This is a genomic window from Pseudomonas fluorescens, assembly GCF_902497775.2.
Classification (GTDB): domain Bacteria; phylum Pseudomonadota; class Gammaproteobacteria; order Pseudomonadales; family Pseudomonadaceae; genus Aquipseudomonas; species Aquipseudomonas putida_F.
Genome location: NZ_OZ024668.1, coordinates 1,364,711 through 1,388,903 on the forward strand (window position 1 = coordinate 1,364,711; position 24,193 = coordinate 1,388,903).

The 24,193-nt window shown below is 65.3% G+C and carries 21 protein-coding genes; 14 read left to right on the forward strand and 7 right to left on the reverse strand.

All coding sequences use genetic code 11. From position 1 onward, the window contains the following. Positions 1-85: 85 nt before the first annotated feature. The 8 genes from F8N82_RS06405 to F8N82_RS06440 all read left to right on the forward strand — a co-directional run bounded on the left by F8N82_RS06405 (position 86) and on the right by F8N82_RS06440 (position 10,870). Positions 86-1,195 carry a methyl-accepting chemotaxis protein gene (locus tag F8N82_RS06405; protein ID WP_414602487.1) on the forward strand — a complete coding sequence of 370 codons (1,110 nt, stop codon included), beginning with the start codon at positions 86-88 and terminating at the stop codon, positions 1,193-1,195. A gap of 22 nt (positions 1,196-1,217) precedes the next feature. After that, a complete protein-coding gene (locus tag F8N82_RS06410; RefSeq protein WP_038994423.1) occupies positions 1,218-2,906 on the forward strand; it encodes a putative bifunctional diguanylate cyclase/phosphodiesterase in 1,689 nt (562 codons plus the stop codon). 171 nt (positions 2,907-3,077) lie between these two features. After that, positions 3,078-3,167, forward strand: coding sequence for a K(+)-transporting ATPase subunit F (gene kdpF, locus F8N82_RS06415; protein WP_036996387.1), 90 nt, complete (start codon positions 3,078-3,080; stop codon positions 3,165-3,167). Positions 3,168-3,175: 8 nt separating this feature from the next. Further along, a complete protein-coding gene (gene kdpA, locus F8N82_RS06420) occupies positions 3,176-4,870 on the forward strand; it encodes a potassium-transporting ATPase subunit KdpA (protein ID WP_038994425.1) in 1,695 nt (564 codons plus the stop codon). Positions 4,871-4,880: 10 nt separating this feature from the next. Continuing rightward, positions 4,881-6,935, forward strand: coding sequence for a potassium-transporting ATPase subunit KdpB (gene kdpB, locus F8N82_RS06425; RefSeq protein ID WP_038994427.1), 2,055 nt, complete (start codon positions 4,881-4,883; stop codon positions 6,933-6,935). A 15-nt stretch (positions 6,936-6,950) separates the two neighbouring features. Beyond that, on the forward strand, positions 6,951-7,511 hold the full coding sequence (kdpC, locus tag F8N82_RS06430; protein WP_038994430.1) for a potassium-transporting ATPase subunit KdpC: 561 nt from the start codon (positions 6,951-6,953) through the stop codon (positions 7,509-7,511). A 15-nt stretch (positions 7,512-7,526) separates the two neighbouring features. Further along, positions 7,527-10,181, forward strand: coding sequence for a sensor histidine kinase (locus F8N82_RS06435; RefSeq protein WP_038994432.1), 2,655 nt, complete (start codon positions 7,527-7,529; stop codon positions 10,179-10,181). Next, positions 10,178-10,870: a response regulator gene (locus F8N82_RS06440; RefSeq protein ID WP_038994434.1), complete on the forward strand. Its 693-nt coding sequence runs from the start codon at positions 10,178-10,180 to the stop codon at positions 10,868-10,870. Before F8N82_RS06435 ends, F8N82_RS06440 begins: the two co-directional genes overlap by 4 nt. 79 nt (positions 10,871-10,949) lie before the next feature. Here F8N82_RS06440 and F8N82_RS06445 read toward each other — a convergent pair whose 3' ends face one another. Continuing rightward, positions 10,950-11,990: a patatin-like phospholipase family protein gene (locus F8N82_RS06445; protein WP_038994436.1), complete on the reverse strand. Its 1,041-nt coding sequence runs from the start codon at positions 11,988-11,990 to the stop codon at positions 10,950-10,952. A gap of 159 nt (positions 11,991-12,149) precedes the next feature. Here F8N82_RS06445 and F8N82_RS06450 point away from each other — a divergent pair, with 159 nt between their 5' ends. The 3 genes from F8N82_RS06450 (at position 12,150) to F8N82_RS06460 (ending at position 14,097) form a co-directional block, all read left to right on the forward strand. Then, on the forward strand, positions 12,150-12,428 hold the full coding sequence (locus tag F8N82_RS06450) for a hypothetical protein (protein ID WP_028941416.1): 279 nt from the start codon (positions 12,150-12,152) through the stop codon (positions 12,426-12,428). A 15-nt stretch (positions 12,429-12,443) separates the two neighbouring features. Beyond that, on the forward strand, positions 12,444-13,214 hold the full coding sequence (locus tag F8N82_RS06455) for a CHAD domain-containing protein (RefSeq protein ID WP_080764706.1): 771 nt from the start codon (positions 12,444-12,446) through the stop codon (positions 13,212-13,214). 82 nt (positions 13,215-13,296) lie between these two features. Further along, complete coding sequence (locus tag F8N82_RS06460) at positions 13,297-14,097, forward strand: acyl-CoA thioesterase (protein WP_038994437.1); 801 nt, start codon at positions 13,297-13,299, stop codon at positions 14,095-14,097. On the opposite strand, the gene F8N82_RS06465 is transcribed toward F8N82_RS06460, so the two are convergent. The 3 genes from F8N82_RS06465 to F8N82_RS06475 all read right to left on the reverse strand — a co-directional run bounded on the left by F8N82_RS06465 (position 14,094) and on the right by F8N82_RS06475 (position 16,904). Beyond that, positions 14,094-14,456, reverse strand: a complete 363-nt coding sequence (locus tag F8N82_RS06465; RefSeq protein WP_038994438.1) for an Mpo1-like protein — start codon at positions 14,454-14,456, stop codon at positions 14,094-14,096. The genes F8N82_RS06460 and F8N82_RS06465 overlap by 4 nt on opposite strands. A 76-nt stretch (positions 14,457-14,532) precedes the next feature. Then, the gene (locus tag F8N82_RS06470) at positions 14,533-16,011 is read right to left on the reverse strand and encodes a methyl-accepting chemotaxis protein (RefSeq protein WP_038994440.1); all 1,479 of its coding nucleotides are present in this window, start codon (positions 16,009-16,011) and stop codon (positions 14,533-14,535) included. 86 nt (positions 16,012-16,097) lie between these two features. After that, the gene (locus F8N82_RS06475; protein WP_038994442.1) at positions 16,098-16,904 is read right to left on the reverse strand and encodes a TatD family hydrolase; all 807 of its coding nucleotides are present in this window, start codon (positions 16,902-16,904) and stop codon (positions 16,098-16,100) included. Positions 16,905-17,062: 158 nt separating this feature from the next. On the opposite strand from F8N82_RS06475, the gene F8N82_RS06480 reads away from it, so the two are divergent. Beyond that, complete coding sequence (locus F8N82_RS06480; RefSeq protein ID WP_038994443.1) at positions 17,063-18,487, forward strand: transglycosylase SLT domain-containing protein; 1,425 nt, start codon at positions 17,063-17,065, stop codon at positions 18,485-18,487. A 350-nt stretch (positions 18,488-18,837) separates the two neighbouring features. Beyond that, entirely contained in the window at positions 18,838-19,146 is a 309-nt protein-coding gene (locus F8N82_RS06485) for a hypothetical protein (RefSeq protein WP_038994444.1), read from the forward strand. 18 nt (positions 19,147-19,164) lie between these two features. Here the strand turns inward: F8N82_RS06485 and F8N82_RS06490 are convergent, their stop codons facing one another. Further along, complete coding sequence (locus tag F8N82_RS06490) at positions 19,165-20,382, reverse strand: DUF3422 domain-containing protein (RefSeq protein WP_038994446.1); 1,218 nt, start codon at positions 20,380-20,382, stop codon at positions 19,165-19,167. Positions 20,383-20,534: 152 nt separating this feature from the next. On the opposite strand from F8N82_RS06490, the gene greB reads away from it, so the two are divergent. Then, entirely contained in the window at positions 20,535-21,011 is a 477-nt protein-coding gene (gene greB / locus F8N82_RS06495) for a transcription elongation factor GreB (protein ID WP_038999256.1), read from the forward strand. Here the strand turns inward: greB and F8N82_RS06500 are convergent, their stop codons facing one another. Both F8N82_RS06500 and F8N82_RS06505 read right to left on the reverse strand, forming a co-directional pair. Next, a complete protein-coding gene (locus F8N82_RS06500) occupies positions 21,012-23,510 on the reverse strand; it encodes an ABC transporter permease (protein WP_038994447.1) in 2,499 nt (832 codons plus the stop codon). After that, the gene (locus tag F8N82_RS06505) at positions 23,510-24,193 is read right to left on the reverse strand and encodes an ABC transporter ATP-binding protein (RefSeq protein WP_010222550.1); all 684 of its coding nucleotides are present in this window, start codon (positions 24,191-24,193) and stop codon (positions 23,510-23,512) included. The genes F8N82_RS06500 and F8N82_RS06505 overlap by 1 nt, the downstream gene beginning before the upstream one ends.

Consider the following 24,193-nt stretch of genomic DNA (forward strand, 5'->3'; position numbering starts at 1 on the left):
CCGGGCCGAGGAGCTGTATGCACGCTTGCGTGAAGGCAAGCCGGCGGTGTCGGCCGGGCGCCGTCTGGCCCAGTTGAGCCAGGTGATGAGCCTGCCCCTGGCTGCCGGTGCACTGGCGGTGGCGGCCAATCAGGTGCTGCCGGGTTGGCCGGGCCAGGGCATTACCCTTGGCCTGTTCGCGCTGCTCGGCCTCTGGGCCCACAGCCGTCTGGGCCGCCAGCTCGGGCAGATCGTCGCGTGTTCGACGCAGACCTTTGCCGATCAGATCAGCGCCCTGACGTATAGCGATCAACTGGGCCCGGCGGCGCAGTTGCAGATGATCCTGATCAGTGAAGAAGCGCGGCTCAAGACCGCGCTCACCCGCTTGAGCGACTTGGCCACGCAGATGGCCGAAGCCGCCAGCGACTCCAGCCGTCTGTCCTGCAGCACCGAAACCGCGCTGCTCGAACAGCGCGCCGAAACCGACATGACCGCCACCGCCATGACGCAAATGGCTGCGTCCATCGGCGAGGTGGCCGAGCATGTGCAGCAGACCGCCGTCCAGGCACAGACCGCCAACCAACTGGCCGAGCAGGGTAGCCAGGTTGCCGGCACCAGCCGCGAAGCGATCCAGTTGCTGGCCTCTACCGTCAGCCAGATCAACCAGGCGGTCAGCCACCTGGCCGGGCAGACCCAGGACATCATGCTCGCCGCCGAAGTGATCCGCGCGATTGCCGAGCAGACCAACCTGCTGGCGCTCAACGCCGCCATTGAAGCGGCCCGCGCCGGCGAGCAGGGCCGTGGTTTTGCTGTGGTCGCCGACGAGGTTCGGGCCTTGGCGGCCAAGACCCGGCAATCGACCGTGCAGATCCAGGGCATCATCGAGAACCTGCGCAGCGGCGCCGACGAGGCGGTGAGTATCGCCAGCCTCGGTATCAACGAGGCTGAGCAGGGCGTGGCCCGGGTGCTGGAGGCGCAGCGCGCCTTGCAGGGCATTCGCGCCGCCGTCGAGCGCATCAGCGACATGAGCCAGCAGATGGCCGCCGCCTCGCAAGAGCAATCCTTGGTGGCCGAAGAAGTCTCCGAGCAGATCAACAACGTTGCCAGCACGGTGCAGGCCACCGCGCACAACGCCAATGCCGCGGCCAGCCGCGGTGCCGAACTGGAAAGCATTTCTTCGGGCCTGCGGGCCCTGGTCGAGCGTTTCAATCGCTAGCCACCAGGGTGCAGAGGAATTCATGGACGATAACTACCGCGCGGCTGTCGATGCCGCCGCGATCTTTTCCGAAACCGACCTCAGTGGCCGGATCACTTACGTCAACGAGCAGTTCTGCAGCATCTCCGGCTACAGCCGCGAAGAACTGCTGGGGGCCAATCACCGCATCCTCAACTCCGGCCTGCACGGGCCGGAGTTCTTCTTGGGCATGTGGCGCGCGCTGGTGGCCGGGCGGGTGTGGAAAGGCGAGATCTGCAACCGCGCCAAGGACGGTTCGTTGTACTGGGTCGACAGCACCATGGTGCCGCTGATCGACCCGGCCAGCGGCAAGGTGCGCAAGTACGTCTCGATCCGCTTCGACGTCACCGAGAAGCGCCAGCTGCTGCATACCCTGCAATGGCGGGTGGGCCACGATGTGCTCACCGGCCTGCCCAATCGTGCCTATCTGTCCGACCTGCTCAACCAGGCCCTGGAGTTCTCGCGCAGCGAGGACATTCCGCTGGCGGTGTGCATGCTCGACCTGGACGGTTTCAAGGCAGTAAACGACGGCTACGGCCATGCCAGCGGCGATCTGCTGCTGGTCGAAGTGGCCACGCGCCTCAAGGGCATCCTGCGCGGTGGCGATGCCGTGGCACGGCTGTCGGGCGACGAGTTCGTGCTGATTTTGCGCCATGTGCAGGACCCGACACATTTGCAGGCGGCGCTCGATCGGGTGCTGACGGCGATTGCCGCGCCGTACCAGATCCGCAGCCAGGAGATCCGCGTCAGCGCCAGTATCGGCGTAACCCTGTTCCCTCAGGACAACGAAGACACCGACACCCTGGTGCGCCACGCCGACCAGGCCCTGTATGTGGCCAAACAGAGCGGGCGCAACCGCTTCCACCTGTTCGACGTGTCGCTGGACCAGGAGGTCAAAGCCACCCACCAGACCGTGGCGCGCCTGCGCCAGGCCTTGCACAAGGGTGAGCTGTGCCTGCATTACCAACCCAAGGTCAACATGCACACTGGTGAGGTGATCGGCTTCGAGGCGCTGCTACGTTGGCAGCATCCAAGCAAGGGGCTGGTGCTGCCCGGCGATTTTCTGCCGCAGGTCGAACAGACCGACCTGATCGTCGAGATTGGCGAGTGGGTAATGGATCAGGCCATGAGCCAGATGCAGTGCTGGCAGGCGTTGGGTCATCAGTGGCCGGTCAGCGTCAATATCGCCGCCCGGCATGTGCAGCGTGATGACTTTGTCGAGCGCCTGCAGTTGCTGCTGGGGCGTCATCCGGACGTGGCGCCGGCGATGCTCGACCTGGAAATCGTCGAGTCGGTAGCGATCGAAAACATCCAGCGCGTCAGCCAGTGCCTGGAGGCTTGCCAGCGCCTGGGCGTGCAGTTCTCCCTGGACGATTTCGGCACCGGTTATTCGTCGCTCAGCTACCTCAAGCGCCTGCCGACGCGGACCATCAAGATCGACAAGTCGTTCGTACGCGACATCCTCCACGACCAGGACGACCTGGCCCTGACCCGCGCCGTGATCGGCCTGGCCCGGGCCTTTGGCCGCCAGGTGATCGCCGAAGGCCTGGAGACGGTCGAGCATGGCCAGCTACTGATGGGCCTGGGTTGCGACATCGCCCAGGGCTACTGCATCGCCCGACCGATGCCGGCCGAGCAGGTGATCGGGTGGGTGGCCGATTACCAGCAGCCGCTGCAGTGGAAAGCCCTGTAGGAGCGGGCCTTGCCCCGCGATCGAGCGCGTAGCGCTCGCAATCCCGGCGACACCGGCTCGCGTTATTTACGCATTCTTTATGCCCGCCCCGGGCTCTCGATCTCGCCCCTTTACAGCCTCTCTACCGACAATGACCGTCAGCGGCACGTGCCGTAAGGACGGAGAGTTTTCATGAGCATTCTGGACGGGGTGTCACTGCTGTTGGCAGTGGCGTTGATGATCTACCTGCTGGTCGCGCTGCTGCGCGCCGATCGGGGTTAGGAGCGACCATGCACAGTTACGATTACGCGTTGCTGCTGGCGTTCTTTGCGCTGGTACTGCTCCCGGCACCCTTGCTCGGGCGGTTCTATTTCAAGGTGATGGAGGGCCAGCGCACTTGGCTTTCGCCGCTGCTCGGGCCGGTCGAGCGGGGCTGCTTTCGACTGGCCGGGGTCGATGCCAGCAAGGAGCAGAGCTGGCAGCAATACACCCTGGCCTTGCTCGCCTTCAACCTCGCAGGCTTTGTGCTGGTGTTCACTGTGCTGTTGTTGCAGGGCTACCTGCCGCTTAATCCACAGCACCTGGCGGGGCAGGAGTGGTCGCTGGCGTTCAACACCGCAGTGAGCTTTGTCACCAATACCAACTGGCAGTCCTATAGCGGTGAAGCCTCGGTCAGCTACCTGAGCCAGATGCTCGGCTTGACCGTGCAGAACTTCGTCAGCGCCGCCACCGGCCTCGCCGTGCTGGTTGCCTTGTGCCGTGGCATCGCTCGCCGTTCGGCCAAGACCCTGGGCAACTTCTGGGTCGACATGACCCGCGCCACCCTCTACGGCCTGCTGCCGCTGTGCCTGGTGCTGGCCTTGCTGCTGGTGTGGCAGGGCGTGCCGCAAACCTTCGCTGACTATGTACATGCGTTGACCCTGCAAGGCGCCGACCAGACCATCCCGCTGGGTCCGGCCGCCAGCCAGATTGCGATCAAGCAGCTGGGTACCAACGGCGGTGGCTTTTTCGGGGTCAACTCGGCGCACCCATTCGAGAACCCGACGGCCTGGAGCAACCTGTTCGAGGTGGCCTCGATCATCCTCATTCCGGTGGCCCTGGTGTTCACCTTCGGCCATTACGTCAAGGACATGCGCCAGAGCCGGGCGATCATCGCCGGCATGCTCGCGCTGTTCCTGATCGGTGGCGGCACCGCGCTGTGGAGCGAGTCCCAGGCCAACCCGACCCTGAGCAGCCCGCTGGTTGAACAGACCGCGCCGCTCGAAGGCAAGGAAAGCCGTTTAGGCACCACCGCCAGCGTGCTCTGGACGGTGACCACCACCGCCGCCTCCAACGGCTCGGTGAACAATATGCACGACAGCCTCAACCCGCTCAGCGGCATGGTCGCGCTGGTCAACATGATGGTTGGCGAAGTGATCTTCGGCGGGGTCGGTGCCGGCCTCTACGGCATGCTGCTGAACGTGCTGATCGCGGTGTTCCTCGCCGGTTTGATGATCGGCCGTACCCCGGAATACCTGGGCAAGAAGCTGCAGGCGCGGGAAGTGCAATTGCTGGTGGCGACCTTGCTGGTGATGCCGGTCGGCGTGCTGGTACTCGGTGCCCTGGCCGCCAGCTTGCCGGGACCTGCGGCAGCGATCAGCAACCCCGGTGCCCATGGCTTCAGCCAACTGCTGTACGCCTACACCTCGGCCAGCGCCAACAACGGTTCGGCCTTCGCTGGGCTGGGTGCCAACACCACGTTCCATAACCTGATGATCGGCCTGGGCATGCTCATCGGCCGCTTCGGTTACATCCTGCCGGTGCTGGCCCTGGCCGGCAGCCTGGCGCTGAAAAAATCCGCTCCGGTTGGGCAAAACAGCTTCCCGACCCACGGCCCGCTGTTCGTCACCTTGCTGGTGGTGACCATCCTGCTGGTTGGCGGCCTGACCTTCCTGCCGGCCCTGGCCCTGGGGCCGGTGACCGAATACCTGAGCTTGGGCTTGTGAGGAACCACTGATGAACATGCCGATTCCTGAAGTAAAGGCGCAGGCCCCAGAAGCTGCGCGCACCACCTTTGCCGCCCTGTGGCGCCCGGCGCTGGTGCAGGCCTTCGTCAAGCTCGACCCGCGTCAGCTCAAGCGCTCGCCGGTGATGCTGGTGGTGGAACTGACCGCGATCTTCACTACCTTGCTGTGCCTGCTGCCCGACAGCCGCGTGCCGACTGGCGTCGCCGTGCAGATCGCCCTGTGGCTGTGGTTCACCGTGCTGTTTGCCAACTTCGCCGAAGCCCTCGCCGAAGGCCGTGGCAAAGCCCGCGCCGACAGCCTCAAGGCCGGCAGCCAGGGCCTCAGTGCCCGTCGCCGTACGGCCTCGGGCAGCTTTGAGGTGGTCCCTGCCACCAGCCTGCGCAAGGGCGATGTGGTCAAGGTCTCGGCTGGGGAAATGATCCCCGGTGACGGCGAGGTGCTCGAAGGCATCGCGGCGGTCAACGAGGCGGCGATTACCGGTGAGTCCGCGCCGGTGATCCGTGAGTCCGGCGGTGATCGCTCGGCGGTGACCGGCAACACCCGGCTGGTTTCCGACTGGTTGCTGATCAGCATCACCAGCAACCCCGGTGAGTCGACCCTGGACCGCATGATTGCCCTGGTCGAAGGCGCCAAACGGCAGAAGACACCCAACGAAATCGCCCTGGACATCCTGCTGATCGGCCTGACCCTGATCTTCCTGGTGGTCGTGGTGACCCTGCAGCCATTCGCCCATTTTGCCGGTGGCAGCATCCCGTTGGTGTTCCTCGTGGCGCTGCTGGTCACGCTGATTCCGACCACCATCGGCGGCCTGCTGTCGGCCATCGGCATCGCCGGCATGGACCGCCTGGTGCGCCTCAATGTGATCGCCCGCTCCGGCCGTGCGGTAGAAGCGGCAGGCGACGTGCATGTGCTGATGCTCGACAAGACCGGCACCATCACCTTCGGCAACCGCCGCTGCAGCGCCCTGCATGCGGCACCGGGCGTCACTGCGCGGGAGCTGGGCGAGGGCGCCTTGCTGGCATCGCTGGCCGACGATACCGCCGAAGGCAAGTCGATCGTTGAATACCTGCGCCAGTTGCATGACTTCAACGAACCGGCGGCCGACCAGTTCACACCGGTAGCCTTCAGCGCCGAAACCCGGCTGTCCGGCATCGACTATCAGCAGCGTCGCTACCGCAAGGGCGCGGTGGATTCGGTGCTGGCATTCGTCGCCATGCAGCGCCTGGAAATGCCGGCGCCACTGGCCCGCGAAGTGGACAAGATCGCCCAGAGCGGCGGCACGCCGTTGCTGGTGTGTGTCGACAAGCGCCTGCTGGGGGTGATTCACCTCAAGGACGTGGTCAAACCGGGCATCCGCGAGCGCTTTGCCGAACTGCGCAAGCTGGGCATTCGCACGGTGATGGTCACCGGCGACAACCCGCTGACCGCTGCCGCGATTGCCGCCGAAGCCGGGGTCGATGACGTGCTCGCCGAAGCCACCCCGGAGAAGAAGCTGGCGCGTATTCGCCAGGAGCAGAACGACGGCCGCCTGGTGGCGATGTGCGGCGATGGCGCCAACGACGCTCCGGCGCTGGCCCAGGCGGATGTCGGCATGGCCATGAACGACGGCACCCAGGCCGCGCGCGAGGCGGCCAACATGGTCGACCTGGACAGCGACCCGACCAAGCTGCTGGATGTGGTCCAGGTCGGCAAGGAGCTGCTGGTGACCCGTGGCGCGCTGACTACCTTCTCGATTGCCAACGACGTGGCCAAATACTTCGCCATCCTCCCGGCGCTGTTCGCGGCGATCTACCCGCAACTGGGCGTGCTCAACCTGATGCACCTGAGCAGCCCGCAGAGCGCGATCCTCTCGGCGATTGTCTTCAACGCCCTGATCATCGTCGTGCTGATCCCGCTGGCCCTGCGCGGGGTGCGGGTGCAGGCCGCCAGCGCTGCCCATCTGCTGCGCCGCAACCTGTTGATCTACGGCCTCGGCGGGCTGATCGTGCCGTTCGCCGGGATCAAGCTGATCGACCTGTTGCTCACCGCCCTGAAGCTGGTCTGAACCAAGGAGATGACCATGACAAGCCATATTCGTCCGGCCCTGAGCCTGATCTTGTTGATGACCCTGATCACGGGCGCGGTGTACCCGCTGGTGGTCACCGGCATCGCCCAAGTCGCCTTCCCTGGGCAGGCCAATGGCAGCCTGCTGCGCGACGAGCAGGGCCAGGTACGCGGCTCGCAACTGATCGCGCAACGTTTCGAGGGCGACGCCTGGTTCCACTCGCGGCCGTCGGCGGGCGACTACGCCACGGTATCGAGCAGCGCCAGCAACCTGGCGCCGAGCAATCCGGCGCTGGCCGAGCGGGTCAAGAGCAGCGCCGCGCAGTTGTACATCGAAGCACAGGGGCCGGTGCCGCTGGCCTTGCTGACCACCTCCGGCAGCGGCCTGGACCCGCACCTGTCGCCGGCGGCGGTGGCCTATCAGCTGCCGCGGGTGGCGGCGGCGCGCCAGGTTGCGCCCGAAGCCTTGCAACTCCTGGTCGAGCAGTCCACCCTGCACCCCTTGATCGGCCCGCCGGTGGTCAATGTACTGGCCCTGAACAGCGCCCTTGAGCGGCTGTCGCCGGCGTCGAAATAAGGACAGGCAGTGAGCATGAGCAATTCCGAACGCGCTGATGCGTTGTTGGCCGGGCTGCCGCGCGAAGGGCGCGGTCGGCTCAAGGTATTTCTGGGCGCGGCACCTGGGGTGGGCAAGACCTACGCCATGCTCCAGGCCGCTCACGCCCAGCTGCGCCAAGGCGTGGCGCTGCTGGCGGCGGTGGTCGAGACCCATGGCCGCGCCGAAACCGAGGCGCTGCTCGGCGGCTTGCCCCAGCAGCCACTGCTGCGCAGCGAATACCGCGGCATGCTGCTGGAAGAAATGGACCTCGACGGTCTGCTCAAGGCCCGCCCGCAACTGGTGCTGGTCGACGAACTGGCCCACAGCAACGCTCCCGGCAGCCGCCACGCCAAGCGCTGGCAGGATGTCCAGGAGCTGCTGGCCGCCGGCATCGACGTCTACACCACGGTCAACGTCCAGCACCTGGAAAGCCTCAATGACCAGGTGCGCGGCATCACTGGTGTGCAGGTGCGCGAAACCCTACCGGACTGGGTCCTGCAGGAAGCCTTCGAGCTGGTGCTGATCGACCTGCCGCCGCGCGAACTGCTCGAGCGCTTGCGCGAGGGCAAGGTGTACGTGCCGGAGCAGGCACGGGCGGCGATCGATGCGTTCTTCACCCAGACCAACCTTACCGCCTTGCGCGAGCTGGCCATGCAGACGGCTGCGGCCCAGGTCGATGCCGACCTGGCCCACGGCTACCGCCAGCTTGGCCAGGACGCCCCGACCTTGCGCGGGCGTTTGCTGGTCGGCGTCGATGGCGATGCCCAGGCCGAGCGCCTGGTGCGGCACGCCAGCCGCGTGGCGCAGCGCCGCCACCTGCCCTGGACCTTGGTGCACGTGGACAACGGCCGGCTGCGTGACGAAGCCGCACGCCAGCGCTTGCAGGCGGCCCAGCAACTGGCTGAGCGGCTGGGCGGCGAAGTGGTGCTGCTGCGCGCCGGTGAGGTGGCCAGGACCCTGGTCCAGCATGCCCTGGAGCGCCGCGCCAGCCTGGTGTTGGTTGGCCAGTCACGCGATCGCCTGCGCCGGCGGCTGTTCGGCGCCGGGGTGGCGACGCGTTTGCTGCGAGATGCCCATGGCCTGGAAATCAACGTGCTTGACCGCGACACCCAGCCCGAGCCGCCGAGCGCGGCGGTGAAAAAGGTCTGGGTCTGGCGTCACTACCTGTTGGCCTTCGCCGCCACGGTCCTGGCCACTGGCCTTGCCTGGGCGGTGGCCAGCGTGCTGGCCTTGCCGAACATCTCCCTGGTGTTCCTTGCTGCGGTGCTGCTGGTGGCGGTGCGCAGCAGCCTGGGCCCGGCATTGGCCTGCGCGGTGATGTCGTTCCTGGCCTATGACTTTCTGTTCATTCCGCCGAATTTCTCCTTCAGCATCCAGCGTGAAGAAGACGTCCTGACCTCGCTGTTCTTCCTGTTGATGGCGGCGCTCACCGGCAACCTCGCTGCACGTCAGCGCCGACAGTTGCAAGCCCTGCGCGAAACCCAGGAGCAGACCAGCCAACTGCTCGACCTGTCGCGCAAGCTCACCGCCGCTACCGACCGCCAGGCCGTGTTCACCGCCGCTGGCCAGCACCTGGATGGCTGGCAGGACTTGCAGGTGTGCCTGCTGGAGCGCGACGCCGAAGGCCGCCTGCAGGTGGCCAGCGGCGGCAGCCTGCAGTTCAGCGACAACGAACGCGCCGCCGCCGACTGGGCCTGGCAGCACGACCAGGCGGCGGGCCTGGGCAGCGACACCTTGCCCAACGGGCGCTGGTGGTGGTGGCCGCTGTCGGTGGACGATGCACGCCTGGCGTTGCTCGGGGTGCGCCCGCACAAGGGCGAGCAACTCACGGCCCAGCATCGGCGCCTGCTCAAGGCCCTGAGCCAGCCGCTGGCCCAGGCCCTGGCCCGGGCGCGGTTGGCCGAGCAGCTCGAATCGGCGCGTTTGCATGGCGAAACCGAGCAACTGCGCAGCGCCTTGCTGGCCTCGGTGTCCCACGACCTGCGCACGCCGCTGACCGCCATGCGCGGTAGCATCGACAGCCTGCTGGCCCTGGGCGAGGCGATCCCCAAGGCCGATCGCCAGGAGTTGCTCGAAGGCACCCGTAACGAAGCCGAGCGCCTGGACCGCTATATCCAGAATCTGCTCGACATGACCCGCCTGGGCCATGGCGGCTTGAAGCTGGCGCGCGACTGGGTGGCGCCCACCGACATCGTCGGCAGTTCCCTGAATCGCTTGCGGGTGGTGCTGGCGCCGTTGCAGCTGCGCACCGAGGTACCCGCCGACTTGCCGTTATTATTCGTGCATGCCGCCTTGATCGAGCAAGCGCTGATCAATGTGCTGGAAAACGCTGCGCGATTTTCTCCGCCGGCGGGCCGGCTGGACCTGCAGGTCAGGGTTGAAGGCGAGTTGCTGTGTTTTGCCGTCAGCGATGAAGGGCCGGGGATTCCCGAGGCCGACCGCGAGCGTATTTTCGACATGTTCTACACCGCCGCTCGTGGTGATCGGGGCGGGCAGGGCACGGGGCTGGGCCTGGCGATCTGCCAGGGCATGATCGGCGCCCACGGCGGGCACATCCGCGTGGCCGACGGTATCGATGGCAAGGGCACCTGCATCACTCTATGCTTGCCGCTGCCGACCCAACCCGAGCCTGAAAGCGAAGCCCCATGAGCCAGAGCGCGACCCTGCTGGTCATCGATGACGAACCGCAAATCCGCAAGTTCCTGCGTATCAGCCTGAGCTCTCAGGGCTACAAGGTGGTCGAGGCCGGCAGCGGCGCCGAAGGCTTGACCCAGGCGGCACTGGCACGCCCCGACCTGGTGGTGCTTGATCTGGGCCTGCCGGACATGGACGGCCAGCAGGTGCTGCGTGAGCTGCGCGAGTGGAGTGCGGTGCCGGTGCTGGTGCTGTCGGTGCGGGCCAGCGAAATCCAGAAGGTCGAGGCGCTGGACAACGGCGCCAACGACTACGTGACCAAGCCTTTCGGCATTCAGGAGTTTCTGGCCCGGGTGCGCGCCTTGCTGCGTCAGGCGCCGCAGCCTTCAGCCACCGTCTCGGCGCTGAGCTTTGGGCCCTTGACCGTTGACCTGGCGTTTCGCAAGGTGACCCTGGACGGTATCGAAGTGGCGCTGACCCGCAAGGAGTATGCGCTGTTGGCACAGCTTGCCAGCCATCCGGGGCGGGTGATTACCCAGCAGCAATTGCTCAAGGATATCTGGGGGCCGACCCATGTCGATGACAGCCATTACCTGCGTATTGTCGTGGCGCATGTGCGGCAGAAGCTCGGTGATGATCCGACGGCGCCGCGGTTTATCGTGACTGAGCCCGGGGTGGGGTACAGGCTGATCGGACCGGAGTAGAGCCAAGGGCCCTATCGCGGGGCAAGCCCGCTCCCACAGCAAGAGTAGGAGCGGGCTTGCCCCGCGATGCTTTTAGCCATCAACGCCGCTCTGCCTCATAGTTATCCATCGTATCGCGCGCAATCTCGCGCCCCAGGGCGATCAGTTCCGGCGCCTTGTAGAACTCGAAGAACCGGCACACCCGCTTGGGCACGTTGATCAGTACATCCGGCGGATAACCGGCAATCTTGTACTGCGCCAGCGACGTCTGCATTACCTCGAAACTCTGGTTGATCAGATCCAGCAGCGACGCCGGCCCGACGTTGTCGATGATGAACGAGCCGGTCGCCGATTTCGGCGCGCCGTCGCTTTCTGGCGCCGCGGCCGGCTGCTGGGCTTCGGGGGCGGCGGCATCGCTCAGCCAGGGGTTGGGAATCTGCGCCGCCTCAGGTTGCAGCCCTTGCTCGATGCGCATCAATTGCTCGGCTGGTTTGCGGCGGAACGGCAAGTGCGAGCCCAGGGAGTTGATCAGGTTGTCAAAACGCAGCTTGAATGCCGCCGGGCGTTCGATCACCGGCAACTGGTACTGCTTCTGGTTGGTCGAGTTGAGGTTGACGGCAATGATCAGGTCGCAGTGGCTCGATACTACCGGGATGATCGGCAAGGGGTTGAGGATGCCGCCGTCGACCAGCATGCGGTTGCCTTGCACCACCGGCGTGAACAGGCTGGGAATTGCTGCCGAGGCGCGCATGGCCTGGTGCAGGCAACCCTCCTGAAACCAGATTTCCTGCTGGTTGGTGAGGTCGGTAGCCACTGCTGTGTAGGGAATGCGCAGGTCTTCGATGTTGATCTCGCCGACAATCTTGCGGATCTGGCCGAAGACTTTTTCTCCGCGAATTGCCCCCAGGCGAAAACTCACGTCCACCAGGCGCAGGACGTCGAGGTAGTCCAGGCTCTCGATCCAGTTGCGGTACTCATCGAGCTTGCCGGCGGCATAGATACCGCCAATCACCGCGCCCATGGAACACCCGGCAATACAGGCGATGTCATAGCCCCGGCGCTCGATTTCCTCGATCACACCGATGTGTGCGTAGCCCCGGGCCCCGCCTGAGCCCAGAACCAGTGCGACGCGTTTTTTCATGATGCTTCCCCGGTGTTCTGCTTCCATGGTCTAACAATGCGCCCAATTGTGTCTGTGCTTCAATCGTCGTTGGCGCTGCGCTACGCTGAACAAGGGCACTTTTCTCACTGTTTGCCGTCGAAGTCGCCACCCTGAACTTTTTCTTTTGAGGTATTGCCGATGAAAGCCTGGATTTGCCTGCCCCTGATTGCTCTGGTTCTGACCGGTTGCGCTGGCAAAACGGCCTACCGCGACAGCTGTGCCAATCAGCTGGACTCGGCCTGGAAGGAGCTCGACCTGGCCAAGGCCGAAGGCTTCGCCGGTACCGTCAGTTACTCCAAGGCGCTGTCGCTGTTGACCGGAGCCAAGACCCAGCAGCAGTTCGAAGCGTTCGAGGGCTGCAGCAAGAAAGCCGAGAAGGCCCGCTTCTACATTCGTGAATCCCGCGCCGGGCGCTGATTACAGGAGTAGACCATGTCGTCGGCCATGCTCGACCACGTCATTGCTCAGGTATTGAGCCTGCAGGTGCGCTTGTTGGCGTGTCAGGCGCGCCTGGCTGCCGATACCGATGGGGAGGCGCTGCACGACCTGCGTATCGGCGTGCGGCGCTTGCGCAGCCTGCTGCGCCCGCTACGTGACCTGCCCGGAGTCGAGCAGCTGGAAGCGGCTGCCCAGGCGCTGGGTGCCCTGACCACGCCAATGCGCGACCGTGAAGTGCTGGCCGCGCAGTTGCTTGCGCGTCAGCAACGGGCGGCCGCCCAGTGGCGTCTGGCGCACAGGGCCCAGACCTTCGCCAGTGTCGCTGGCAGCCCCGAGCTGGCGCGCCTGCTGGCGATCATCGATGCCTTCCCGGTGTTTCTGCGCGCGGCGCAGCGTGAAGGGCTGGTCCGCCGTCTGCATCAGCGCATCGACAAGCGTCTGCAAAAACAGTGGAAGCAACTGCGCCAGGCTCTCGACGATCCTGCTCACGACCGCCATCGCTTGCGTCTGCTGATCAAGCGGGTGCGTTATGCGGCCGATGCTTATCCGCAGTTGCAACATTCCAATCCACGCCTGCAAAAAGCCCTCAAGCGCGCCCAGGGCGACCTGGGTACCTGGCACGACCTGCTGCAATGGCTACTGCAAGCCGAGCAACAATCAGACCTGGCCCCCTGTGTCAGCCATTGGCAAACACAGCTGGCCAAGGCCGAACAATGCGCCGATGCCACGCTTGATCGCTTGCAGGCGCAGCTTGCGCAGCGATAACCCGCTGAAATGGCCGAAATGCGTGCTGTAGACCGCTTGCTGGCTGGTTAAGATCAGTTTTTTACAGATCGCTGAGGTTGGCATGAACTTCTCACAATTGCTCACGGCGGTCCGCCAGCATCCCCAGGCGGTTACCATTGACTCCAGCTGGGCCCAGGGCCGTGCCTGTTTTGGCGGGCTGATGGCCGCCCTGGTGTACGAGGCCATGCTGGCCAAGACTTCACCGGGGCGTCCGGTGCGCTCCCTGGCAATCACCTTTGTCGGCCCGGCCGAGCCCGACGTGCCGATCAGCTTCGAGGTCGAGCTGTTGCGCGAGGGCAAGGCGGTCAGTTCCCTGCTGGGTCGGGCGACCCAGAACGGTCAAGTGGTGACCCTGGTGCAGGGCAGCTTCGGCGCCGGGCGCGATTCGGTTGTCGATGTTCCAGCCTTGCCTGCAGTCGAAATGAAAAGCCTGCAGGAGGCTGCGCCCGAACTGCCGTACATCAAGGGGGTAACCCCGGAGTTCATGCGCCACCTGGCCATGCGCTGGACGGTGGGCGGCTTGCCGTTCAGCAACACGCCATCGCGCAGCATGGGCGGTTGGGTGCGCCTGCGTGGCGACGTCAAGGATGAGCCAGTCAGCGAAGCGCACCTGCTGGCGCTGGTCGATGCCTGGCCACCGATCCTCATGCCCCACCTGAGCAAGCCGGCGCCGGGCAGCACCCTGACCTGGACCATTGAGTTCGTGCAGCCGGTGCCGAGCCTGAGCACCCTGGACTGGTGCCAGTACTGTGCCCATATCGACCACGCTCGCGACGGTTACGGGCATGCCTCGGCGGCATTGTGGACAGCCTCTGGCGAGTTGCTGGCGATCAGTCGTCAAACCGTGACGGTATTCGCTTAACGGCGATGGCGCTGGCGCCAGGCACGCCACCAGGCACCGCTGAGCACAAAGCGCGGGAAGGTGATGAACTGCTCGACCAGCAAGCGACCAATGGCGTCCTTGCGGTTGGCGAACGGTTCCGGTTGTTCGGCTTCCAGGCGGTGCCCCTGGCGCTGCAGGCCGAGCCCGGCGACCAGGGCGATGATGCCCACCGCCAGTTGCCCCAGGTCCAGCGAGAACAGCCCGGAAAGCACCAGCAGCACGCCGAGGATGAACAACGGCACAGCGATCAGGTGCAACACCAGGTTGGTCGGGTTGCGGTGGTTGTGGTGGTAGCCACGCCATTGCCAGGCGGGCAGGTTGGGCAGACGTTTGCTCATGGAGATTTTCCTCAGGGGCTTGCCTGAAGAATAGTGCGGCCCCGGTGAAGGGGCCAATCGATGGCGGCTATGACGCCTATAGCTTGAGCTGGCCGATGGCCTTGTTCAGCTCGCCGGCCAGGGTCGCCAGTTCGCTGCTGGTGGTGGCCGAATCGACGGTCTGCTGCACGGTCTCTTCGGTCACGTCGCGGATGCTCACCACCGCGCGGTTCATTTCTTCGGCCACCTGGCTCTGCTGCTCGGCCGCCACGGCGATCTGCGTGTTGCTTTCGCGCATCTGCGCCACCGCGCTGGTGATTTGCGCCAGGGCGGCGCCGGCCTCCTGAGCCTGCTGCACGCAGTCGTCGGCCTTGAACGAGCTTTCCTGCATGAAGTCCACGGCGTCGCGGGTCCCGGCCTGTAGCGCCGAGACCATGGTGGTGATCTCGTCGGTGGAGGCCTGCACGCGTTTGGCCAGGTTGCGCACCTCGTCGGCGACTACGGCAAAGCCACGGCCCAGGTCACCGGCACGGGCGGCCTCGATGGCGGCGTTGAGGGCCAGCAGGTTGGTCTGTTCGGCAATGCTGTGGATCACCCCGACCACGCCGTTGATCTTCTGGCTGTCGTCGGCCAGTTGGCGAATCATTTCGGCGGTCTGCTGCACGCCGCTGGACAGCCCGGCAATCGAGGTCTGCACCCGGCTGACCACTTCCTGGCCGCTGCCGGCCAGGGTGTCGGCGCTTTGTGAGAGGTCGCGGGTGGCGCCGGCGTGTTGGGCGATGTGATAGACCGTGGCGGTCATTTCGTTGATGGCGGTGGCGGCCTGGTCGGTTTCGCTCTGCTGGCCGAGCATGCCGTGGCGCACATCGTTCATGCTCGAGGCCAGGCGCGCGGCACCGGAATCCAGTTGCGCGGCGGTGCGCGCTACGGTGTTGACCACCCGGTGGTAAGTGGTCTGCATGGCATTGAAGGCGCTGGCCATCTGCCCCACTTCATCACCACAGGCCAGCGGCACGCGGGCCGACAGATCGCCGGTTTTTTCCACGTGCAGCATCACGTCCTTGAGGGTGTTGAGCTGGCTGAGCAGAAAGCGGATCAGCAACTGCGAGGCGCAGAGCATCGCCAGCATCAGAATCAAGACGCACACCGCGTAGTTGGTGAAACGATCGGTGAACACCTGGATCAGGCTGGGGGAGGGGGCGAGCACGGCGATTTGCTGGTCACCGCGATTGATGACCTGGGCACCGGTCAGCGGGTTTTCACCCAGCACCGGCAAGCCTTCGAGTTCGATCCAGCCTTGGGCCGTGGCCAGCGCATCGAGGCTTTGCCCCTCGAATTGCGGCGCCTGGCCGGGGCTGTAAGTCAGCCACAGGGCATCTTGCGGCAGGGCTTGCCCGGCGGGCCAGGCCGCCAGCAGTTGGGCCTGGGCCTGGGCTTTGCTTTGGGCACTCTGGGCTCGCGCCTGCTGCTCCAGGTGCACGGCATACAGCACCAGGAACAGCGTGGTGACGAAAGCGACCGCGTTCACGGCCCAGAACTTGTATTTCAGGGAGATATTGCTAAGCCAGGCACCCATGGTAGGTCTTCTCTGATTGAGCGGAAACATTGTTGGCAAGGTGCCATCATTGTGCCGGCTCGATCATCAAGACGTTTTGATATGCGTCAAATAATCGCGGGCAGGTTAAAGAAGGCGCGGGCAGTGGCGGTGCTGTGGGCCGCCAACTGCTCGGCGCTTTCACCCCGGTGCAGGGCCACTTCACGCAGCACTTCGGTGAGGAAAGCCGGCTCGTTGCGCCCGCTCTTCGGCTTGGGCCGCAGGCTGCGCGGCAGCAGGTAGGGCGCGTCGCTTTCGAGCATCAGGCGGCCCCGGGGGATGCTGTTGACCAGCGGGTGCAGGTGGGTGCCGCGGCGCTCGTCGCAGATCCAGCCGGTGATGCCGATGTGCAGGTCCAGGTCGAGGTAGCCGAACAACGCCGTGCGCTCGCCGGTAAAGCAGTGCACCACGGCCGCGGGCAGGCGGTCGCGAAAATCCTTGAGGATCGCCAGCAGGCGTTCGCTGGCATCGCGCTCGTGAAGGAACACCGGCATCTGCAGTTCCACCGCCAGGGCCAGCTGTTCTTCCAGGGCCTTTTCCTGCTGCGGGCGCGGCGAGAAATCGCGGTTGAAGTCCAGCCCGCACTCACCCACGGCCTGCACCCGCGGTTGCTCAAGCATGGCGCGCAACTGGCGGCTGCTGTCGGTGCTCCAGCTGCTGGCATCATGCGGGTGTACACCGGCGGTGCTGAACAGGTGCTGGGCGCTTTCATCGAGTTGCTGGCAGAGCTCCAGGGCCTGTTCGCTGCCCTCAAGGCTGGTGCCGGTGACCATCATCTGTACCACCCCGGCGGCCAGGGCGCGTTCGAGAACTGCCTGGTGTTTGTCGGCAAAACTTGGGTTGGTCAGATTGACGCCGATGTCGATGAGTTGCATGGTGCTACCTCAGGCCGGAAGCCGGCCAGCATAACAAAGCTCGACGAAAATCGATAAAGCCAAGAACTTCAACGAGTTGTCGTGGTCTTTTGCGGTCAATTGTCATGGAACGACTGCAAACTATGGCGCCAACCCCACACGCGCGGACCTGTAAACGGATGACCCGAGCGCTGTTTTTGTTGATCGTGCTGAGCTTCTTGCTGCTGACCCCAGGGCCGGCCAGCGCGCGTCTGGCCGGGCCGCAACAGGCGGTGCCCAAGACCCAGGCCCGCGACCTTGCGCAGATCCGCAGCAGTCGGGTGTTGAAGGTGCTGGTCAACCAGAGCCGCAACAGCTCTGGCGAAGTCAAGGGCGAACCGGTCGGTGTCGAGTATCACCGCCTGCGCGCCTTCGAGCATTACCTCAACGCCCGCGCCCGCGATGGCGAAGAAATCCGCCTGAAGATCATCCCTCGTGCCAAGGAGCAGCTTCTGGCCGCCCTGCAGCGCGGCGAAGCCGACCTGGTGGCGCCTGGCGAGTTGGTCGATCCGACCTCTACCCGTGGTCTCAGCGCCAGCGACCCGGTGGTCGACAAGGTGCCGCTGGTGCTGGTCGGGCGCAAGGGCGAGCGCAGCTTTCAGCGTGTCGAGCAGTTGTCCGGGCGCACCCTGGCGCTGACCAGTTCCAGCGCGGCCGGCGACACCCTGCACGAGATCAACCAGAAGCTGGCTTTGCGCAAGCTGGCGCCGATCAAGGTCGAGTGGGTCGACCCGACCCTGGCGGTGGAAGATGTGCTGGAGATGGTGCAGGCCGGGATCTTTCACCTGACCGTGGTCGAACAGCCGATTGCCGAACGCTGGGCCAAGGTCATGCCCAAGCTGCGGGTCGAGCGCAAATTGCATGTCGCCAGCCCCGAGGCCATGCGCTGGTACGTACGCCGTGACGCGGTGATGCTGCACGCCAGCGTCGACCGTTTTCTGCAGGGTTACAAGGCGCCGGCCAACCAGGATGCAGCGTTCGAGCGGATCTACCGACGCCTGTACCGGGTTCACAATCCGCTGGCGCGTACCGATCGCAAGCGCCTGGAGGCCCTGCGGCCGGTGCTGCAGCGCCATGCCAGTGCACAGAACATCGACTGGCTGAACCTGGCGGCGGTGGCCTTCAAGGAGTCGTCCCTTGACCCGACCGCGCGCGGCGCAGGTGGCGCCCACGGGCTGATGCAGATCACCCCCAGCGCTGCCCAGCGGGTGGGGGTGAGCAATATTTCCAATGTCGATGGCAATGTTCAGGCCAGCGCCCGTTATATGGCGCTGATCCGGCGCAAGTTCTTTTCCAGCAACCAGCTCAACGAGCGGGAGCGTATGGCCTTTACCCTGGCGGCCTATAACCTGGGGCCGGAGCGGGTTCAGGCGATGCGGGCCGAAGCGCGGCGGCGTGGGCTCAATGGCAATCAGTGGTTCTTCCAGACCGAACGCATTGCCATGGAGCAGGTGGGCATGGGGCCGGTGAGCTATGTCAACAGCGTCAACAAATACTTCCTGGCGTTTGATCGTGAGCGGGCGTCGCTGGAGCCCAACGGGGGGAAAGGTAGTGGGCGCAAATAGTGATGTTGTTTGATGTTGCTCATTAAAGTTCAGGGAGATCCGGATGGGGCGGGGATGCTGACTCACCTTTGCGCCCTTACAGGTCAAGATCAAGAGCACAATTCGCTTCATCAAGAGCACAATTCGCTTCGCTCCTGCGTTTTGATGTCGGATTTCCGGGGTTTTTTAGTCCCAAGGCCGTTGACATCCCACCTGCAGCGCCTCTAGGATGCTGACTTGCGCCGATTTAAACAGCTACTTGCGGGGCGCAGGGTTACCTCTTCGGGGGTTTCACCAAATACCGCTAAAACGCTGGTTCGGTGACGCCTCCCACCGCAGCCCAGCGGGTTTTGCGAGGCGGAGATCTAACCATGAGTTGTCCACGTTCCAGTGTTTGCCTGACCCCGTTGCCCGCCAGCCAAGGCACGCGCACACCGCGTATTCTTCTGGGCGGTAGCCACCAGCCAACCCTTCTGCGGTATCTCGACGGCTGGCCGCGGCGCAACAGCCGCAACACTGCCTTCCTTATCCAGTTCGCCGATAGCCGCGATTCCCTTGGCCAGTTTGCCAACGACCGCTTCGATCTCGCCGTGATCCAGTCGCCCAGTGCCGACGACGCTGCCGAAGTCATCGCTCACCTGACCCGCGTCGCCCGCCAGGGTTTGATCACCCGGGCTTGAAGTGCCCGGGCCTGTGCGTCAATGCGCCTTGGCTTTCCTGATCCGTAACAGGATCACCAGCATGATCAACATCACCACCGGCGCCATGCCCAGCAATGCCTCGCGTGCGGTGATCTGCGCGCCCAGGGTGTGCAGGCCGGCGTAGAAGAGCTTGAACAGGCTCAGCAGGTAGTAGCTGATCGCGATGATCGACAGGCCTTCCACGGCCCGCTGGATCTTGATCTGGGTGTCGGCGCGGGCGTTGAGGCTGCGCAGGATCTCGGCGTTCTGTTCTTCCATCTCGACCTGCACTCGCGCCTGCAGCAGGTCACCGAGGTTGGCCACGCTTTCGGCCAGGTGCTCCAGGCGTTGCTCGGTGACCGCGCAGTAACGCACGGTAGGCTTGAAGCGCCGCTCGATGAACACGCCCAGGCGCTGGCAATCGCCGACATGGCTTTCCCGTAGCTCGCCCAATCGTTCGAACACCAGTTGCGCATAGGCCTGGGTGGCGCTGAAGCGATGGCGGTGTTTGACCGTGCTGCCGACCACCTGGCGCGACAGCTGGGCGATGTCGGCGAGCAGGGCCTTGGCATTGCCGCCGTCGCTGCTGACGTTGCGCTCCGACAGGCTGACCAGCTTGCGGTCATAGGCATCCAGTTGCGGGCTCAGGGCCTTGGCGGCGGTCAGCGACAATGACGCCATCATCCGGTAGGTTTCGATCTCCAGCAGACGGCGGATCATTCGCCCCTGGCGATAGGCATTGAGCCTGCGGTTGACGAACAGGAAGCGGTTGGTGCCATCGGCGGTCAGGCGAAAATCGCTCCACACCACGGCATCGCCGCCGCCCACGCAAGAGCCGCTGGGGTCCTTGAAGCCATAGCGGCTCAGGTCCAGGTCCTGTTCGTCGCGTACCAGCACCTGTACCGCGTTGATCATCTGCTCGCGATAGGGCTCCACGCCTGCCGCCAGGGCGGTGGGCAGGCTGGTCCAGTGCAGCTCGCCGCTGGCGGCGGGCACTACCAGTGTCAGGGTGAAGAACTCGGAATGGCGCTCCCATTTGAACGGATGGCCGTCCAGCTGGGTGATGCCCTGTGCGGCATCGGGCTCGAAGGCGTCCGGGCAGCAATGCTGCAGCAGCGTATTGCAGTCGGCATCGGTGCCGAGAAACGCCAGGTGGAAGACATGCGCCGGCTCGTCGAAGTACAGCGACGGGCGGGCGTGCAGTTCGTTGTGCAAGGCAGTGCGTTGGGCGTGCATGCGGGTCAGACCGTATTGTTGTGGTTGTCTGCGGTTTCACTCTTGGGACTGGAGCCGGCAGGCACAAGTCACGTGCAGTTGCGCCGCGTCTCGACAGGGTTGATGATCAGGCCCTGCAAGCCATTCAGTCAGCCTGGAAGCGAGAATTTTTGTTGAGTACGCAAATCATCACGAAGGAAGGTCACGAAGCGCTCAAGCAGGAGCTGGACCATCTGTGGCGGGTAAAGCGTCCCGATACCACCCAAAAAGTCACCTGGGCGGCGTCCCTGGGCGACCGCAGCGAAAACGCCGATTACCAGTACAACAAAAAACTGTTGCGCGAGATTGACCGCCGCGTGCGCTACCTGCGCAAGCGCCTGGAAGACATGCGCGTGGTGGAGTATTCGCCGGAGCAGGAAGGCCGGGTGTTTTTCGGTGCGTGGGTCGAGATCGAGAACGAGGAGGGCGAGACCAAGCGCTTTCGCATCGTCGGCTACGACGAGATCTACGGGCGCATGGACTACATCTCGATCGACTCGCCCATGGCCCGCGCCTTGCTGAAAAAAGAGGTCGGCGATGAAGTCATCGTCCAGACCCCTTCCGGCGAGATGTGCTGGTGGGTCAACGCCATCGACTATGTCAAACCCTGATCAGCCTTCGCGCAGCACCGCCAGCGGGCTGGCATTGAGCGCCCGGCGCGTGCCGTAGACCCCGGCACCGCCCACCAGCAGGGCGCCGATGACCGGCAGCAACAGCAGCCATGGGTGCGGGCTCCAGTGCAGGTCGAAGGCAAAACGGTACAGCACCAGGGTGATCAGCTCGCACCCGATCGCCGCCAGCAGTCCGCTGGCTGCCCCGAGCAAACCGAACTCAATACGCCGGGCCTTGACCAGCAATCCGCGCCCGGCGCCCAGGGCGCGCAGCAGGGCGCCCTGGCGAATGCGCTCATCGAGGGTCGCCTGCAAGCCGGCGAACAGCACCGCCAGGCCCGCCGCCAGCACGAACAACAGTACGTACTCCACGGCCAGGGTGACCTGGGCGAGGATGCTGCGCAGCTGTTCGAGCAGGGCGTCGACCTGGAGGATGGTCACCGCCGGGAACGCCCGCGACAGCGCCACCACCTGCTGGTCATGCCCCGGCGCCAGGTAGAAGCTGGTCAGGTAGGTGGTCGGCAGGTCCTGCAGGGTTTGCGGCTGGAAGATCATGTAGAAGTTGGGCTGGAAGCTGTCCCAGTTGACCGTGCGCAGGCTGCTGACCTGTACCTGGCGTTGCAGGCCGCCAATGGTGAAGGTCAGCTTGTCACCGAGTTTGAGCTTGAGGCTCAGGGCCAGTTCGGCCTCCACCGATACGCCGGGCAGGGCATCGGCTGGCGGTTGGGCCTGCCACCATTGGCCTTCGCTCAGGGTGTTGCCCTGGGGCAGGTCGGCGGCCCAGGTCAGGCTCAGGTCGCGCTGCACGGCGCGATCACCGGTGGATTCCTTGCTGACGATCTGCTGCACCGGCTCGCCGTTGATCGCGGTCAGGCGCCCGGGTATGACCGGGTACAGCGGCGCGGCTTCGGCAGAGAACTCGCTCAGGCGCTGGGCGAAGCTGTTCTTGTCGTCGGGCAGGATGTTCAGGGCAAAGTAGTTGGGGGCGTCCTTGGGCAGCTGGTTCTGCCAGGTGTCGAGCAGTTCGGCGCGCAACAGGGCAATCAGGGCCATGGCCAGCAGGATCAGGCCGAAGGCCAGGGATTGCCCGGCGGCGGCCAGCGGATGGCGCAACAACTGGCCAAGGCCCAGGCGCCAGGCCAGCGGGCTGTCGGCGAGCAGGCGGCGCAGGCTGCGCAGGCCGAGCAACAACAGGCCGCCCAGCAGCAAGGCGGCGACCAGGCCGCCGCCGAGCAGGGCGAAGGTCAGCAGCAGGTCGAGGCTCAGGCGCCACATGATCAGGCCCAGGGCGAACAGCGCGGCGCCATACACCAGCCAACTGCTGGCCGGTACCGGCAGCAGGTCGCGGCGCAGTACCCGTAGCGGTGGCACCCGGCCAAGGGCCGCCAGTGGCGGCAGGGCGAAGCCGGCCAGGGCCACCAGGCCGGTGGCAATGCCGGCCAGGGCCGGGCCTATACCGCCGGGTGGGATCTGCGCCGGCATCAGCCCTTGCAGCAACTGGAACAGGCCCAGCTGGGCCAGCCAGCCGAGCGCCGCGCCACACACCGCGGCGATGCTGCCCAGAATCGCCAGTTGCAGGCAGAACAGGCTCAGCGCCTGGCGCCGCGACAAGCCCAGGCAGCGCAGCAGGGCGCTGGCATCGAAGCGCCGGGTGGCAAAACGGCTGGCCGACAGGGCCACGGCAACACCGGCGAGCAGTACCGCCACCAGGCTGGCCATGTTCAGGTAGCGCTCGGCCTTGCCCAGGGCGCCGCCGATCTGCTGGTTGCCATCCCGCGAGTCCTGCAGGCGCTGGTTGGCGGCGAGGTTTTTGCTGACGGCATCGCGGTAGCCGGCCAGGGCTTGGGGCTCGCCGCGCCAGAGTTCGCGATAGCTGACCCGGCTACCCGGTTGCACCACCCCGGTGGCCTCAAGGTCGGCGAGGTTGATCAGCACCCGCGGGGTCAGGCTATAGAAGTTGCCGGCGCGGTCGGGCTCGTAGGTCAGTACCCGGCTCATGCGCAGGGTCTTCATGCCGACATCGATGCTGTCGCCGATTTTCAGCTCCAGCGCCGCCAGCAGCCGCGGTTCGACCCAGGCTTCGCCGGGTGCCGGGCCGCCACCAGCGGTTTCGACACCATAGGGCTCGGCGGCGCTGCGCAGTGCACCGCGCAGCGGATAAGCCGCGTTGGCTGCCTTGATGCTCGATAGCTGGATGCCGTTGTCGGTGGCGATCACGCTGGAAAACTCGACCACCTGGGCATGTTGCAGGCCCAGGGCGGTGCCATGGCTGATCTGCTCGGGCTCGGCAGGCGAGCTGCCTTGCAACACCAGGTCGGCGCCGAGGAACTCGGTGGCGCGCAACAGCATGGCGCCATTGAGGCGCGCGCCGAAATAGCCGATCGCGGTGCTGGCCGCCACTGCCACCAGCAGGGCGAAGAACAGCACGCGCAACTCGCCGGCGCGGGCGTCGCGCAGCAACTGGCGCAGGGCCAGGGGGAACAACGGCAAGCGCTTCATCAGGGCTCCAGCGGCGCGACCAGGTGGCCGGCGTCCAGGCGGATCAGGCGACGGCAGCGCTGAGCCAGGCGTTCGTCATGGGTAACCAGTACCAAGGTGGTGCCGCGTTCCTTGTTCAGGTCGAACAAAAGGTCGCTGATGCGCTCGCCGGTGTGGCTGTCGAGGTTGCCGGTGGGCTCGTCGGCAAACAGCACCGCGGGCTCGGCAGCAAAAGCGCGGGCGATGGCCACCCGTTGCTGTTCGCCACCGGACAGCTGGCGCGGCGAGTGGCTCAGGCGCTGGCCCAGGCCGACCCGCTCGAGCAGGCTGCGGGCGTGCTCGCGGGCATCGCGGCGACCGTCCAGTTCCAGCGGCAGCATGACGTTTTCCAGGGCGTTGAGGCTGTCGAGCAACTGGAACGACTGGAACACAAAGCCGACATGCTCGGCCCGTACCCGCGCGCGCTGGTCTTCATCCAGCGGGCCGAGGTCATGGCCGGCCAGGGTCACGGAGCCTGCGCTGGGCAGGTCGAGGCCGGCCAGCAGGCCGAGCAGGGTCGATTTGCCCGAACCCGAGGCGCCGACGATGGCCAGGCTGTCGCCTTGTTTCAATTCCAGCGAGAGTTCGTGCAGGATGGTCAGGTCGCCTTCCGCGCTGGGGACCACTTTGCTAAGGTTGCGCGCACTGAGAATGCTGGGGCCCAT